Origin of the sequence: Methylovirgula sp., from assembly GCF_037200945.1 — a bacterium.
In the GTDB taxonomy this organism is placed as follows: domain Bacteria; phylum Pseudomonadota; class Alphaproteobacteria; order Rhizobiales; family Beijerinckiaceae; genus Methylovirgula.
The window spans coordinates 1,895,664-1,908,904 of the sequence record NZ_JBBCGP010000001.1; the positions used below are offsets into that span (position 1 = coordinate 1,895,664).

General features: G+C 60.7%; 16 protein-coding genes. 9 read left to right on the forward strand and 7 right to left on the reverse strand.

The genetic code is table 11. From position 1 onward, the window contains the following. Positions 1-181 precede the first annotated feature (181 nt). Positions 182-880 (forward strand): dienelactone hydrolase family protein, encoded by a 699-nt coding sequence (locus WDN02_RS09215; protein ID WP_337293205.1) that lies wholly within the window; start codon positions 182-184, stop codon positions 878-880. Positions 881-884: 4 nt separating this feature from the next. On the opposite strand, the gene WDN02_RS09220 is transcribed toward WDN02_RS09215, so the two are convergent. Further along, on the reverse strand, positions 885-1,625 hold the full coding sequence (locus WDN02_RS09220; RefSeq protein ID WP_337293206.1) for a class I SAM-dependent methyltransferase: 741 nt from the start codon (positions 1,623-1,625) through the stop codon (positions 885-887). 126 nt (positions 1,626-1,751) lie between these two features. Between WDN02_RS09220 and gloB the strand changes: the two genes are divergently transcribed. Further along, on the forward strand, positions 1,752-2,522 hold the full coding sequence (gene gloB, locus WDN02_RS09225) for a hydroxyacylglutathione hydrolase (RefSeq protein ID WP_337293207.1): 771 nt from the start codon (positions 1,752-1,754) through the stop codon (positions 2,520-2,522). A gap of 31 nt (positions 2,523-2,553) precedes the next feature. On the opposite strand, the gene phaR is transcribed toward gloB, so the two are convergent. After that, on the reverse strand, positions 2,554-3,159 hold the full coding sequence (phaR, locus tag WDN02_RS09230; RefSeq protein ID WP_337293208.1) for a polyhydroxyalkanoate synthesis repressor PhaR: 606 nt from the start codon (positions 3,157-3,159) through the stop codon (positions 2,554-2,556). Positions 3,160-3,380: 221 nt separating this feature from the next. Between phaR and WDN02_RS09235 the strand changes: the two genes are divergently transcribed. Together WDN02_RS09235 and phbB are read left to right on the forward strand one after the other, a co-directional pair. Further along, positions 3,381-4,556 (forward strand): acetyl-CoA C-acetyltransferase, encoded by a 1,176-nt coding sequence (locus tag WDN02_RS09235; protein ID WP_337293209.1) that lies wholly within the window; start codon positions 3,381-3,383, stop codon positions 4,554-4,556. Between the two features lie 131 nt (positions 4,557-4,687). Continuing rightward, positions 4,688-5,413, forward strand: a complete 726-nt coding sequence (phbB, locus tag WDN02_RS09240) for an acetoacetyl-CoA reductase (RefSeq protein WP_337293210.1) — start codon at positions 4,688-4,690, stop codon at positions 5,411-5,413. A gap of 103 nt (positions 5,414-5,516) precedes the next feature. On the opposite strand, the gene rpmF is transcribed toward phbB, so the two are convergent. Further along, complete coding sequence (gene rpmF / locus WDN02_RS09245; protein ID WP_337294904.1) at positions 5,517-5,705, reverse strand: 50S ribosomal protein L32; 189 nt, start codon at positions 5,703-5,705, stop codon at positions 5,517-5,519. Between the two features lie 169 nt (positions 5,706-5,874). After that, positions 5,875-6,573: a monofunctional biosynthetic peptidoglycan transglycosylase gene (mtgA, locus tag WDN02_RS09250; RefSeq protein WP_337293211.1), complete on the reverse strand. Its 699-nt coding sequence runs from the start codon at positions 6,571-6,573 to the stop codon at positions 5,875-5,877. 196 nt (positions 6,574-6,769) lie between these two features. Here mtgA and WDN02_RS09255 point away from each other — a divergent pair, with 196 nt between their 5' ends. Together WDN02_RS09255 and WDN02_RS09260 are read left to right on the forward strand one after the other, a co-directional pair. Further along, on the forward strand, positions 6,770-7,630 hold the full coding sequence (locus WDN02_RS09255; protein WP_337293212.1) for a polyprenyl synthetase family protein: 861 nt from the start codon (positions 6,770-6,772) through the stop codon (positions 7,628-7,630). Then, the gene (locus tag WDN02_RS09260; protein ID WP_337293213.1) at positions 7,627-8,334 is read left to right on the forward strand and encodes a DUF1345 domain-containing protein; all 708 of its coding nucleotides are present in this window, start codon (positions 7,627-7,629) and stop codon (positions 8,332-8,334) included. The genes WDN02_RS09255 and WDN02_RS09260 overlap by 4 nt, the downstream gene beginning before the upstream one ends. Here the strand turns inward: WDN02_RS09260 and WDN02_RS09265 are convergent. The 3 genes from WDN02_RS09265 to WDN02_RS09275 form a co-directional block, all read right to left on the reverse strand. Beyond that, positions 8,331-8,837, reverse strand: a complete 507-nt coding sequence (locus WDN02_RS09265; protein WP_337293214.1) for a hypothetical protein — start codon at positions 8,835-8,837, stop codon at positions 8,331-8,333. The two genes, WDN02_RS09260 and WDN02_RS09265, sit on opposite strands and share 4 nt — an antisense overlap. Before the next feature lie 177 nt (positions 8,838-9,014). After that, the gene (ispG, locus tag WDN02_RS09270) at positions 9,015-10,310 is read right to left on the reverse strand and encodes a flavodoxin-dependent (E)-4-hydroxy-3-methylbut-2-enyl-diphosphate synthase (RefSeq protein ID WP_337293215.1); all 1,296 of its coding nucleotides are present in this window, start codon (positions 10,308-10,310) and stop codon (positions 9,015-9,017) included. Positions 10,311-10,447: 137 nt separating this feature from the next. After that, positions 10,448-10,954 carry a transcriptional repressor gene (locus WDN02_RS09275; protein WP_337293216.1) on the reverse strand — a complete coding sequence of 169 codons (507 nt, stop codon included), beginning with the start codon at positions 10,952-10,954 and terminating at the stop codon, positions 10,448-10,450. Positions 10,955-11,086: 132 nt separating this feature from the next. Between WDN02_RS09275 and WDN02_RS09280 the strand changes: the two genes are divergently transcribed. The 3 genes from WDN02_RS09280 to cutA are packed head-to-tail and all read left to right on the forward strand — an operon-like array spanning position 11,087 to position 13,240. Then, positions 11,087-11,872: a 3-hydroxybutyrate dehydrogenase gene (locus WDN02_RS09280; RefSeq protein WP_337293217.1), complete on the forward strand. Its 786-nt coding sequence runs from the start codon at positions 11,087-11,089 to the stop codon at positions 11,870-11,872. A 25-nt stretch (positions 11,873-11,897) separates the two neighbouring features. Continuing rightward, positions 11,898-12,914 (forward strand): patatin-like phospholipase family protein, encoded by a 1,017-nt coding sequence (locus tag WDN02_RS09285; protein WP_337293218.1) that lies wholly within the window; start codon positions 11,898-11,900, stop codon positions 12,912-12,914. After that, positions 12,911-13,240, forward strand: coding sequence for a divalent-cation tolerance protein CutA (cutA, locus tag WDN02_RS09290; protein ID WP_337293219.1), 330 nt, complete (start codon positions 12,911-12,913; stop codon positions 13,238-13,240). The genes WDN02_RS09285 and cutA overlap by 4 nt, the downstream gene beginning before the upstream one ends. Position 13,241 lies beyond the last annotated feature (1 nt).

Genomic DNA, 13,241 nt, shown 5'->3' on the forward strand with positions numbered 1-13,241 from the left:
TCGTCGCTACGTCCACTGGCCGGTCTGCGTCCCGGCGCGCATCGATTATGGAGGCAATAGACCTCAAATGGGACGTCCCTGCGGCGCAGCAAGATTCCCCAGCGCAGCAAGACTTGCCGGGCATGTCACTTTCTTGCAAGAACGATCTTAGCTTGCCTTGGTTCTCTCCTGGAATTTTTAGATGGCTCCCAGTCTCGACGGTCCTCGCCTCGCGCCAAAAGGCCACGCCAAACAACTTGTCGTTTTCCTCCATGGCTACGGCGCCGACGGCAACGATCTCATCGCAATCGGCGAACAATGGCGGGACTTTTTGCCGGGGACAGCTTTTGCCGCGCCCCATGCACCGCAGCCCTGCGCGCAGGCGCCGGTCGGGCGGCAATGGTTTCCATTAAGCTTGCGCGACGAAAGCGAACTTTGGCCGGGCGTCAACGGCGCGCAGCCGGGGCTCGATCAATTTCTCGATGCGGAACTCGCCCGCTACGGCCTGGGCGACGACCGGCTTGCCCTCGTCGGCTTCAGCCAGGGGACGATGCTGGCACTGCATGTGGGCTTGCGACGCAAACGCGCCCCCGCGGCCATTCTCGGCTATTCCGGCCTTCTCGCCGGGCCGGAGCATCTGGCGAGTGCGCAGGCCAAGGATGCCAAGGACGAGCGCTCGCCAATCCTTCTCGCGCATGGCGATCAGGACGATGTGATCCCGGTCGAGGCGATGTTCATCGCGGCGGAGCAACTGGCTGAGGCGGATATCCCGGTGCAATGGCATCTGGCGCCGGGTCTGGGCCACGGCATTGATGGCAGCGGCCTGCTGCATGGCGGATTGTTTCTGGCGAAATCGTTCGGGCTTAAACTGGAGCTTCCGCCGGGCCCAATACCGCGCTAGGCGCTCACCCAGGCGCAATGCCGGCGGGTCTTGTGCCAAGCACCGGCTGCAAAGGCTGTAGAGCGTGAGACGTCCGCCGGACGCCTATCGGACGGTAAAGCTGCTTCATCGCATCGACGAAAATGATGCCAGCGCCGGGCAGTGAGAGCTTGGCGCCAATCTTCTCGAAGAGGGGCGCCGAGCGCAGGACGATCTTGCCCTCGAACGGGGCGAAATAGAGCGCCTCGCCCCAATGGGTCGGCGAAAATAGCGTCTCACGCATCAGGTCGCGGAGCTGGCTGCGCGAAAAAGGCTGGCCGTTGCCGAAAGGGGTTGTGTCGAGCTGCGCCCAAAGTCCGGCGCGGCGCGGCGCGATGGCGAGCAGCCGGCCGCCCGGCGTCAAAATCCGCCAGATTTCGCCCAGTAGTTCGCGCGGATGTTCGGCGATTTCGAGGGCGTGGATGAGGATCACCCGATCGATGCAGGAATCGGGCAGCGGCATCATGCCGGTCTCGATCAAGGCTGAGGCGGAGGGACCGGGCGCAGGCCAGTTCACCACGCCTTGCTCCGCGGGCATGAAGGCCAACACCCGCACGGCGTCGCCGCGAAACATTTCCAGATAGGGTGCGGCGTAGCCGACGCCGAGGACCGTCTGGCCGACGCAAGTGTCGAAACGGGTCCGGATCGCCTGGGTCACAAAACGCTCGGTCGCCTTGCCCAGGGGCGAATCGTAAAAACTGCGCAGATCGACGATATCGAGCGACATGCTGCCTTCCTTGCATGCCGGGCCGGCTCGCGGAAAGCCTTTTTCGCGCTATAAGTTACCAGAGGTTGCTCGCCGCGGATTGGCGCGGACCTGGTTCATCCGTGTCGGCATCCGCAGGCGAGCGCCATGAGTCTCGAAATCCATCAGTTCCTCTGCCTCAGCGACAATCTCTGCGTGCTTCTGCATGATCCGGCGACGGGGGCGACCGCAGCGATTGATGCGCCGGACGCGCCACCCATCCTCGCGGCGCTCGCGACAAAAGGCTGGGTTCTGTCCGACATTTTGTTGACGCATCATCACGCCGATCACATTCAGGGCGTGCCCGGCTTAAAGGCGGCTTTTCCAGATGCACGGATCAGCGGTCCGGCGCGCGAGGCCGACAGGATCGGCCACCTTGACCAGCCATTGAACGACGGCGACACCGTCATGATCGGTGTGCACCCGGCCAAGGTTCTGGCCGTGCCAGGCCATACGCGCGGCCATATCGCCTATTGGTTTGTCGACGATCGTTTGCTCTTCGCTGGCGACACTTTATTCGCGATGGGCTGCGGCCGGCCGTTCGAGGAACCGCCCTCAGTCCTCTATCGATCGCTGATGAAGCTGGCGGCCTTGCCGCGCGAGACGCAGATCTATTGCGGGCACGAATATACGCTGGCCAATGCCCGTTTTGCGCTTTCGGTCGATCCGGACAACGCGGCGTTGCGCGCACGTGCGGAAGATGTCGCCGGCCTGCGTGCCGAAGGGCGGCTCACGTTGCCGACGCGGATGGATATCGAACTCGCGACAAATCCGTTCTTACGCGTCGGCGATCCAGACATTCAGCAAAGCCTGGGACTTGAAGGCGCTCCCGCGGAAGAAGCGTTCGCGCTTCTCCGCGAAGCCAAGAACCGAGCCTGAAACCGCGCAAACGGTTCCCCAACTCAGTCGTTTATTCTTTCGGGACGAGCTGCTCGAGCCGCTTCTGCAATTCGTCGAGTTGACGCTTCATATTGTCGAGATCGGCCTTGCCGCTATCTTCCGTTGCCTCGGAAGCTTCCGCTTCGGAGGTGCGCTTTGCGGCGCCAAAAGGCGTGAACATAGTCAGCGCCTGATTGAACAGCGCCATGTTCTTGCGCGTCTGTTCTTCGAGCGAACCGAACATCTGGCGGGTTGGCACGGTGAGTGGCGAAACGCCAAGCGCGGTCTCGAATTGTTCGCGGAACTTGTGGTGATCCGTCGTGAGCTTGTCGATCGTGAATTCGAGATAGCTCGGCACCAGCATTTGCATAGAGTCGCCATAGAAGCGGATGAGCTGGCGCAAAAAGGCGATGGGCAACAGGCTCTGGCCGTTCTTGCCTTCCTGCTCGAAAATGATCTGCGTCAAAACCGAACGGGTAATTTCCTCGCCGGTCTTCGCGTCATAGACAACGAAGTCCTCGCCTTTCTTCAACATCTCGGCAAGGTCTTCGAGCGTCACATAGGCGCTGGTACCGGTATTGTAGAGGCGCCGATTGGCGTATTTCTTAATTGTGGTGGGCTGCTTGTCATTAGCCATGTTGGATAACCACCCATCAAAGAGATCAGTATCAAACAAAGATCCCGCAAACCGCTGCGCAACAGACCATAAGCTCTTTGCGGCTTTGCGAAAACTGAAATTCTTATCGTCCAAAAGGACGATCCCGGATTTCCTTGACGCCGCCAAGCCGGAAATGCAGAGAATGGTTTACGACGGGCCCGGCATCGGCGGGGCGAAGCTTGGGCCAAGAGGAGTGAGTAATGTCTCGCGAGGTCGTCATCGTAGGAGCGGCACGGACCGCTGTGAGCGCTTTCAATGGTGCTTTTGCCGCGATTCCGGCGCATCAGCTCGGTGCGGTTGCCATCAGTGCTGCACTGCAGCGCGCCAAAGTCGACCCGTCCGAAGTCGATGAAGTCATCCTCGGTCAAGTTCTCGGCGCGGGCGAAGGACAGAACCCGGCGCGTCAGGCGGCGATGAAGGCCGGCATACCGAAAGAGAAGACAGCGTTCGGGCTCAACCAGGTTTGCGGTTCGGGTTTACGCGCCGTCGCGCTCGGCCTGCAGCAGATCGCCAATGACGATGCCAAGATTATCGTGGCCGGCGGTCAGGAAAGCATGTCGCTGTCGCCGCACGTCGCGCATCTGCGGGCCGGCACCAAGATGGGCGATGTGAAGTTCATTGATTCGATGATCAAGGACGGCCTCACCGACATCTTCAATAATTATCACATGGGTATTACCGCCGAGAATGTCGCCGCCAAGTGGCAGATCAGCCGGGAGGATCAGGACAAATTCGCGCTCGGTTCGCAGAACAAAGCCGAGGCTGCGCAGAAGGCGGGCAAATTCGCTGACGAAATCACACCCTTCACCGTCTCGACGCGCAAGGGCGACATCGTCATCGACAGCGACGAATATATCCGTGCGGGAACGACGCTTGAGGCGCTGACGAAACTGAAGCCCGCCTTTTCCAAGGACGGTACCGTCACCGCCGGCAATGCCTCGGGCCTCAATGACGGCGCTGCCGCGCTCGTTCTCATGAGTGCCGACGAGGCGCGCTCGCGCGGTCTCACGCCGCTGGCGCGTATCGCCGCCTGGGCGACCGCGGGCGTCGATCCGTCTCTGATGGGTTCGGGCCCGATCCCGGCGACGCGCAAGGCGCTCGAAAAAGCCGGCTGGAAGGTCAAGGATCTCGATCTCGTCGAGGCCAATGAAGCCTTTGCGGCGCAGGCGCTCGCCGTCAACAAGGACATCGGCTGGGATCCGGGTATCGTCAACGTCAACGGCGGCGCGATTGCCATCGGCCACCCGATCGGCGCGTCCGGCGCGCGGGTTCTCGTCACTCTCCTGCATGAGTTGCAGCGGCGCGGCGCGCATAAAGGCCTTGCGACGCTTTGCATCGGCGGCGGTATGGGCATTGCACTCGCGGTGGAACGCTAGTCGCTTTCCATCTTTGACCGATGTCATGGACCGAAGGTCGAATTTTGCGCAACGGCGACGGCCTGGAAATTTCTCTTAAAATCGCTTGCTAAGCCAAGCGCCGAAATTGGTATGGGTTGAGGGAGGGGCGCATGGCGCGCGTGGCAGTGGTGAGCGGGGGCACTCGCGGGATCGGCGCGGCTGTGAGTCGGGCTTTGGCGAAAGCGGGGTATCGCGTCGCTTCGGTTTATGCCGGCAATGATGAAGCCGCCGCAAAGTTCAAAAGCGAAACCGGCATTCCCGTCTACAAATGGGATGTCTCGGATTACGAAGCTTGTGCCGCCGGTCTCGCCAATGTCGGGGCAGATCTTGGGCCGGTTGAAGTCCTCGTCAACAACGCCGGCATCACCAAGGACGCGATGCTTCACAAGATGAAGCCCGAGCAATGGTATGCCGTCATCAATACAAATTTGAACTCGCTGTTCAACATGACGCGGCCGGTGATCGAAGGCATGCGCGAGCGCGGCTTCGGCCGTATCGTCAATATTTCGTCGATCAACGGTCAGAAGGGGCAGATGGGTCAGACGAATTATGCGGCGTCAAAAGCCGGCGATATCGGCTTCACCAAATCGCTGGCGCAGGAGAATGCCAAGAAGGGCATCACCGTCAACGTCATCGCGCCGGGTTATATCGCCACCGAGATGGTGAAGGCGATTCCCAAAGACGTGTTGGAAAAGACAATCCTGCCGCAAATCCCAGTCGGCCGACTGGGCGAGGTCGAGGACATCGCGCGCTGCGTGCTCTTCCTGGTTTCGGAAGAGGCCGGTTTTATCACCGGCTCGACTTTAAGCGTCAACGGCGGTCAACTGATGCTCTGATCGCCAGCAAGATGGCATTTCTCGAATGTCATCTTGGTCTATTTTGAGCGCGATCATTTGGAGAAACGGATTCCCGATTTTCCAGATCGCGCGTGGCGGTAGCTTATTCTTCCGCTGACTTCACCTTCAGCACCTGACGGCCGCGATACATGCCGGTCTTCAGGTCGATATGATGCGGGCGGCGCAGTTCGCCGGAATTCTTGTCCTCAACGTAGGTCGGCGCCTTCAGCGCATCGGCCGAGCGGCGGAAGCCGCGCTTCATCGGGGAGGTTTTTCGCTTCGGAACGGCCATTATCAGCTCCAGAAATAATAAGGCCGGCAAGCTGCCGGCGAATGGGTTGAGTGGCTGATACACAAAAATGCGCGGCCTGGCTATCCCAAAATCGCAGGCTTTTCCACCTGACATTATTTCCGCACTGAATATCCTTATGGGTCAACTACTTGATCAAGAACCCGCAATTTCACTTGAAACAGGCGACGGAGGTTTCGCCGGCAGCGGCGCGCGTTTCGACAATACGGGCATGGATCAGGACGCGACGGTCTGGATCCGACGCGTCACGGTCACGCGGATCGGGGAGGACAGCGGCCATCAACGCAGCCTGATGCAGCGTCAGATCGGCAGCCGGTTCGTGGAAATAGGCATTGGAGGCCGCCTCGGCGCCGAAAATGCCATCGTCGCCCCATTCGGCGATGTTCAGGTAGATTTCGAGGATGCGGCGCTTCGGCCAGACGAAATCGAGCACGAGCGCGAGCGGAATTTCGAAGGCCTTGCGGATATAAGAATGGCCCGGCCAGAGAAAGAGATTCTTGGCGACCTGCATGGTGATCGTCGAGGCGCCGCGCGACGGGCCGTCGATGCCGCTTTCATGGATCACTTCGCGCATGGCGCCCCAATCGACGCCATGGTGGTGGCAGAAATGCGCGTCTTCCGAGGTGACAACCGCGACGCGTAAATTCTCGGAGATACGATTGAGCGGCACGAATTTCTGCGTGACCGTTTGCCCCGTCACCATGCGGCCGAGCATGATGGTCGAGATCGGATCAACGAAGCGATTAGCGACGATGAAGCCGACGAGCAGCAGGAAAAGCATTGAAACAATCCGGACGCCCCAGCGGAGTGCCATGCCGAATATGTGGGAAAGCCGATAATTGCGGGCCATTTCCGAGCCTTGACCGATCTTCCGCGATCGGGCAAGCGGAACGCCGGATTTGGTTTAAAAGCATGTTCCGAAAAAGTTGCAGACTTTTCGGCGAGAGCATGCGGTCTAAAGCGTTCGTGGCAGGGATATTATGGCGCAATCGGCGGAAGAGGAATTTCACGCGCGGCTAAGCTCGGTGGCAGACGCCACGGAGCACATGCTTGACCGTCTCTTGTCCGGGACGCCGCTGCCCGGCGAAAACGCCCGTCCGTCGCGGTTTCTTGGCGCCGTGCGTTATGCGTGTCTCAACGGCGGCAAACGGCTGCGCCCGTTTCTGCTCGTCGAGACCGCGCGGCTTTTCGGCATCGAGAGCGAGGGTGTCCTGCGCGCTGGCGCGGCGGTGGAAATGATCCATTGCTACTCGCTGGTGCACGACGATCTGCCAGCGCTCGATAATGACGATCTGCGCCGCGGCCGCCCCACAACGCACAAAGCTTATGATGAGGCGACCGCCATTCTCGTCGGAGATGCGCTTCTCACTTACGCTTTCGACGTGACGGCGGATCCCGCGACGGATGCAGACCCCGCGATCCGCGCCGCGCTGGTTCTGGCGCTCGCGCGTGCCGCAGGCATCGGCAACATGGTCGGCGGTCAGGTAATGGACCTCGAAGCTGAGCTTTCACAAGCGCCGCACTCGCCGGAGCATGTCATTCAGGTTCAGGCGATGAAGACGGGGGCACTGTTGCATTATTCGGTCGAAGCTGGTGCGATCTTCGCCCGCGCCGACGAAAAGACACGAACGGCGCTATCACGTTATGGCAAGGCGCTGGGCGCGGCCTTTCAGGTTGCCGACGATATTCTCGATGTCGAGGCCGACGAAGCGGCGCTCGGCAAACGCGCCGGCAAGGACGCCGACCGCAACAAGGCGACGCTTGTTGCTGCGGTCGGGCTCGACGCAGCGCGCAAGCGTCGCGATGCTCTGGCGCAGGAGGCCATCAGCGCCCTCGATGTCTTCCCCGCGGAACGAGCCGCGGTTTTGAAAGAAGCGGCGCGTTTCGCCGTCGCGCGTAAAAATTGACCGGGACAGGTCTCTCGCATCGCCGGCGTTTCGGCTGGCCGGTCCGCGTGATCCGGTCGCGACCGCGCTTGTTCGTTTGCCTGCTGTTTGGCATGCTTGTCGGTGTGGCGATGCCGAGCGACTTGCGGCACGTGACACGCGTACTCATCGGCTGGAATGCCGGAATGTTCGCCTATTTTGTCGCGGTTGGCGTGATGGTTTGGTCGAGCGACAATCGTTCTTTGGCGCGTCGTGCGGCCGCGCAGGACGATGGCCGGTTTGCTATTCTTTTCCTGACGATCTTTGCGGCAGCGGCGGCCTTCGGCGCAATCTTCTATCAATTATTGCTGGTGAAGGACGAGCACGGTCTGAATCGTTCGTTCCATGTCGGGCTTGCCGCGCTGACCGTCATCAGCTCCTGGGCGTTCATCCATATCATGTTCGCGCTGCATTACGCGAGCGAGTGTTTTCTGGTGCGCAATACGAAAGTGTCGCCCGAGGCCAAAGTCCATGGTGGCCTGCGCTTCCCCGGCGAGGACGAGCCGCCGGATTATCTCGACTTCTTTTATTTCTCTTTCGTCATCGGCGTCGCCTGCGCCACGGCGGACGTCAACATCACGTCACGCTCGATCCGGCGCACGGCGCTTATTCACAGCGTCGTGGCCTTTTTCTTCAACAGCGCCGTGCTGGCGCTGACGGTCAATATCGCAGCGGGCTTGGTCTAGCGCGGCGCGTAGGAATGACCGAACGGGAAGCCTGAATCGCTGTCGTCGTCATCATCTTCGCCGGCCGGCCCGTAATAGCCAGCAAAGAACGGCGAGCCGACGCCATCGACGGGATTATAGACGCCATAGGCATAGGCGTCGTCAGGCGTCGGCATTTCCCAGCTGTAGCTTTCGACCGCTTGGTCGCGAGCCGCCTGGATCACCGGCGGGATCGGCGGGGCGTGGCGCATATGATAACGCCAGGCGCCGACGCGATATTGGTAGGGCAGCGGGTAAAAGCCGAGGCCGCTATGCGGGTCGCCCGCGAGTTCGGTGTAGTGCCCGTATTTGGAATAGACCTTGCCGGGCTCCATCACGCCGACCGACATGCCGCCGACGTTCTGATAGCGGCTGTAATGCGTCGGTGCATGATGATGATGTTTGCTCGCAGCCTCAGCGCCGGTCGAGCCGAAGGCGAACGCGAGTGCGCCCGCGAAAATGTAAGAAGCCCAGCCCTTGCGCATCGGTCAATCTCCATGCGGCGGTTGAATCCCGTCGCTTCCCGCGACAACTCTCACCGCCGACCTTTAATATAGTCTTCCGATGCCGAGTTTCCGCCCTGATAGGGATCAAAACGATGTCACTTGCGCAAAGGTTGCGCAAAAGACTTCGTTCACATTTTAACGAAGCGGGGCCGCAGGCTATTCGGCTGCGTCCTTGGCCCCGCCGAAGCGGCGCTCGATATAATCCTGCACCATGACCTTGAATTCGGCGGCGATGCCGTCGCCACGCAGGGTCACCGCCTTTTTGCCGTCGATGAAGACGGGGGCGGCCGGCGTCTCGCCGGTGCCGGGCAGGGAGATGCCGATGTCGGCGTGCTTCGATTCGCCCGGTCCGTTGACGATGCAGCCCATGACCGCGACGTTGAGCGTCTCGACGCCCGGATAGCGCGTCTTCCAGTTCGGCATTTCGTCGCGGATGTAGGCTTGGATGTCGCGGGCGAGTTCCTGGAACACAGTCGAGGTCGTGCGGCCGCAGCCGGGGCAGGCGGCGACGAGCGGCACGAATGTGCGGAAGCCCATCGTCTGCAGGATTTCCTGGCCGACCTTCACTTCAATTGTGCGGTCGCCGCCGGGCTCAGGCGTCAGCGAAATGCGGATCGTGTCGCCGATGCCCTGCTGGAGCAGGACGCCGAGGGCGGCAGACGAGGCAACAATGCCTTTTGAACCCATGCCGGCTTCGGTGAGGCCGAGGTGAATCGCATAATCGCTGCGCGCGGCGACCATCTGATAGACGGTGATCAGATCCTGAACGTTGGAGACCTTGGCCGAGAGAATGATACGGTCACGGCCGAGGCCGATTTCTTCCGCCCGGGCGGCCGAGAGCAGCGCAGACTGAACCATGGCTTCGCGCGTCACTGCGCTGGCGTCGAGCGGCTTCGGAGAATTGGCGTTCTCATCCATCAGCCGGGTCAAAAGCTCTTGATCGAGCGAGCCCCAATTGGCGCCGATGCGAACGGCCTTGCCGTTCTCGATGGCACATTCGATCATCGCGGCGAATTGAGTGTCGCGCTTGTCCTTGAAGCCGACATTGCCGGGATTGATGCGATATTTGGCGAGTGCCTGTGCGCAAGCCGGATGATCGGCGAGCAGTTTGTGGCCGATGTAATGAAAATCGCCGATGAGCGGGACATCGACGCCCATGCGGTCGAGCCGCTCGCGAATATGCGGCACGGCGGCCGCCGCTTCATCGCGATCGACGGTGATGCGGACCAGTTCGGAGCCGGCGCGGGCGAGGTCGGCGACCTGTTTCGTCGTTCCCTCGATATCGGCCGTGTCCGTATTGGTCATCGACTGGACGATCACCGGGGCGCCGCCCCCGACTAGGATCGCGCCTTTGCCCGAGCCGACCCTCACGCCAACCGAACGGCGATGCGGCGCCGGCCCGCTGGCCAGCACGTTGGCGGGATCGATCAAGCGTGTCAGTGTCTCGGACATGAAAACCTTCTCATTGGCTGATCGCGGGTCCAAGCTCTAGCCTGTCCCTCAGCATGACCCCGTCATGACAGGCACATGCCGGAGTGGTGCTCAAAATTGCCGCAGCCGTCAAGCGGCGCCTAGCGGCTTCTCACAATTCAAGCCGTGCTGCCCTTTCCTTCGCACGCTCCGCAAAGTCCTGTCAATTCAAGAACTTGACTATGCGGCGTGAAGCCGGATTCAGCGCCGAGCGCGGCAATTTCGCGGTGCAAGGCCTTAGATGTCGCTTCCGTCACCGAGCCGCAAGTCTCGCAGATCAGGAAAACCACCGGCTCCTCGTGCCGATGTCCGTGCGCGCAGGCGAGAAAGGCATTGCGGGAGGCAAGGCGATGCACGAGGCCGTTTTCGAGAAGGAAGTCCAGGGCGCGATAGATCGAGATCGGTGCCGGATGCTTGCCGGTCGTGGTGGCGATCTTTTCAATCAGATCGTAGGCACCGAGCGGTCGGCCTTCTTCTGCGAGAATTTCCAGCACGCGTCGGCGTCCGGGGGTCAGCTTGGTGCCTTCCCGGCGGCAAAGATCCTCGGCATTGTTCAAGGCGCTGCGGAGCGCAGCGACAGTGAGAGCTTTTTTGGGGCGCGGCCGCGGCACGCGGGATGCAGTCATGATTCCATTATATCCAACTGCGATCACAAAGGCGACAGCCGCCACCTTTCAGCCCGCATTGCGCGAGCCTAATGTTCCGGCTGAGATCGCCGCGTGCCGGTGGGGCACGTTCAAGACCTCATGGAGTTATGCATGACGCTCAAGACACGCAATGCCATCGTGACCGGCTCAACCAGCGGAATCGGCCTTGCCATCGCCCGCGGCCTCGCGGCCGAAGGGGCCAATGTGGTCATCAACGGATTTGGCGATGCCGATGCGATCGAGAAGGAGCGCAGCGGCATTGAAAAGGATTTCGGCGTCAAGGCCATCTACTCGTCCGCCGACGGCACGAAACCCGAAGAGGTCCGCGGCATGGTGAAGACGGCGGAAGCCGATCTCGGCAGTGTCGATATTCTCGTCAACAATGCCGGCATCCAGCATGTCGATCCGATTGAGAACTTTCCGATCGAACTCTGGGACAAGATCATCGCGCTCAATCTGTCGGCTGCTTTTCATGCGATCGCCGCGGCGATCCCCGGCATGAAATCGCGTAAGTGGGGCCGCATCATCTCTACCGCCTCGGCGCATTCGAAAGTCGCCTCGCCGTTCAAGTCGGCTTATGTGTCGGCCAAGCACGGCATCGATGGTTTGACCAAGACCGCAGCGCTTGAACTCGCGACCTTCGGCGTCACGGTCAATTGCATCTCGCCCGGTTACGTCTGGACACCGCTTGTCGAAAAGCAGATTCCGGACACGATGAAGGCACGTAACCTGACGCGCGAACAAGTCATCAACGATGTTCTGCTGACGGCACAGCCGACGAAGGAATTTGTCACTGTCGATCAGGTCGCCGCGCTCGCCCTCTTCCTCTGTTCGGACGCGGCAAGCCAGATCACCGGCGCCAATATCTCGATCGATGGCGGCTGGACGGCCGAGTAATCGCAACAAAGGAGAGCCGTCGCACATGACCGAACGCAAGAAGGTTAATCTGGCACTGCAAGGCGGCGGCTCGCACGGCGCGTTCACATGGGGCGTCCTCGACTATCTGCTCGAGGACGCCCGCCTTGACATCGCCGCCGTCAGCGGTACCAGCGCTGGGGCGATGAACGCCGTCGTCATGGCCGAAGGCTGGCTCGAGAATGGTCGCGAGGGCGCGCGCGAAAATCTCAGGCGATTCTGGCGCTCGATTTCGACGGAGAACGCGCTCTCGCCGTTTCAAGCGAAGTTTTTTGATCTGTTCCTGGGGCCGCAGACATTGGGCGGGCAATTCTCCGCTCTATGGGGCGATTTGCTGCTGCATTTTGCGAGCCCCTATCAATTCAATCCGTTCAATGTGAATCCGCTGCGCAAATATCTCGTCGATACAATCGACTTCGAGAAGGTTCGTGCTTTCGATGGGTTCAAGATTTTCATCGCCGCTACCAATGTGCGTACTGGCAAGATCAGGGTTTTCAAAGGCGCAGAGCTGACAGCGGATCACGTCATGGCTTCGGCGACATTGCCGACTCTGTTTCAAACCATCGTCATCGACGGAGAGCCTTATTGGGACGGCGGATACATGGGCAATCCGGCGCTGTTTCCATTTTTCTATGCGTCGAGCACACCCGATATCGTCATCATCCAGGTCAATCCGCTTGAGCGCGACACGATTCCGCATTCGGCTCGCGACATTCAAGATCGCCTCGATGAAATCAGTTTCAACGGGGCGCTGATGGGCGAATTGCGCGCCATCGATTTCGTCGTTCGTTTGATCGACGCCGGTAAACTCCCGCTCGGCGAATATTCGCGGCCGCTGGTTCATCGCATCGACGGTGGCGACCTGTTGCGGCCCTTCAGCGCCGCAACCAAATCCGACGCGAGCTGGCAGCTCATCAATAGCTTTTTCGAGTTCGGGCGCACGTGCGGCAAACAATGGCTCGACGAAACCTATGACCGTGTCGGCAAGGAAGGTACGCTGGACCTGCGCATGGCCTATTCGTGAGCGGCGAGGTGGCCAAGGACTACGCGATCGTCCTGACCACCTGCAGCGCAGAGGTCGCACCGCGCATCGCCGAGGCGCTGGTCGGCACCAAACTCGCCGGCTGCGTGCAGCGGCTGCCCATCGAAAGCACCTATCGCTGGAAGGGCGAGGTTGAGACGGCGCGGGAAGTACTGCTGCTGATCAAGATCCGCGCTGCGGATTATTCCGCCGTGGAGCAGGCGATCCTCGCATTGCAGGATTATGAGACGCCGGAGATCATCATGCTGCCGGTCGAGCAAGGATTTGCCGGCTATCTATCGTGGCTTGGCGAGGCGACGCGGCGTTGAC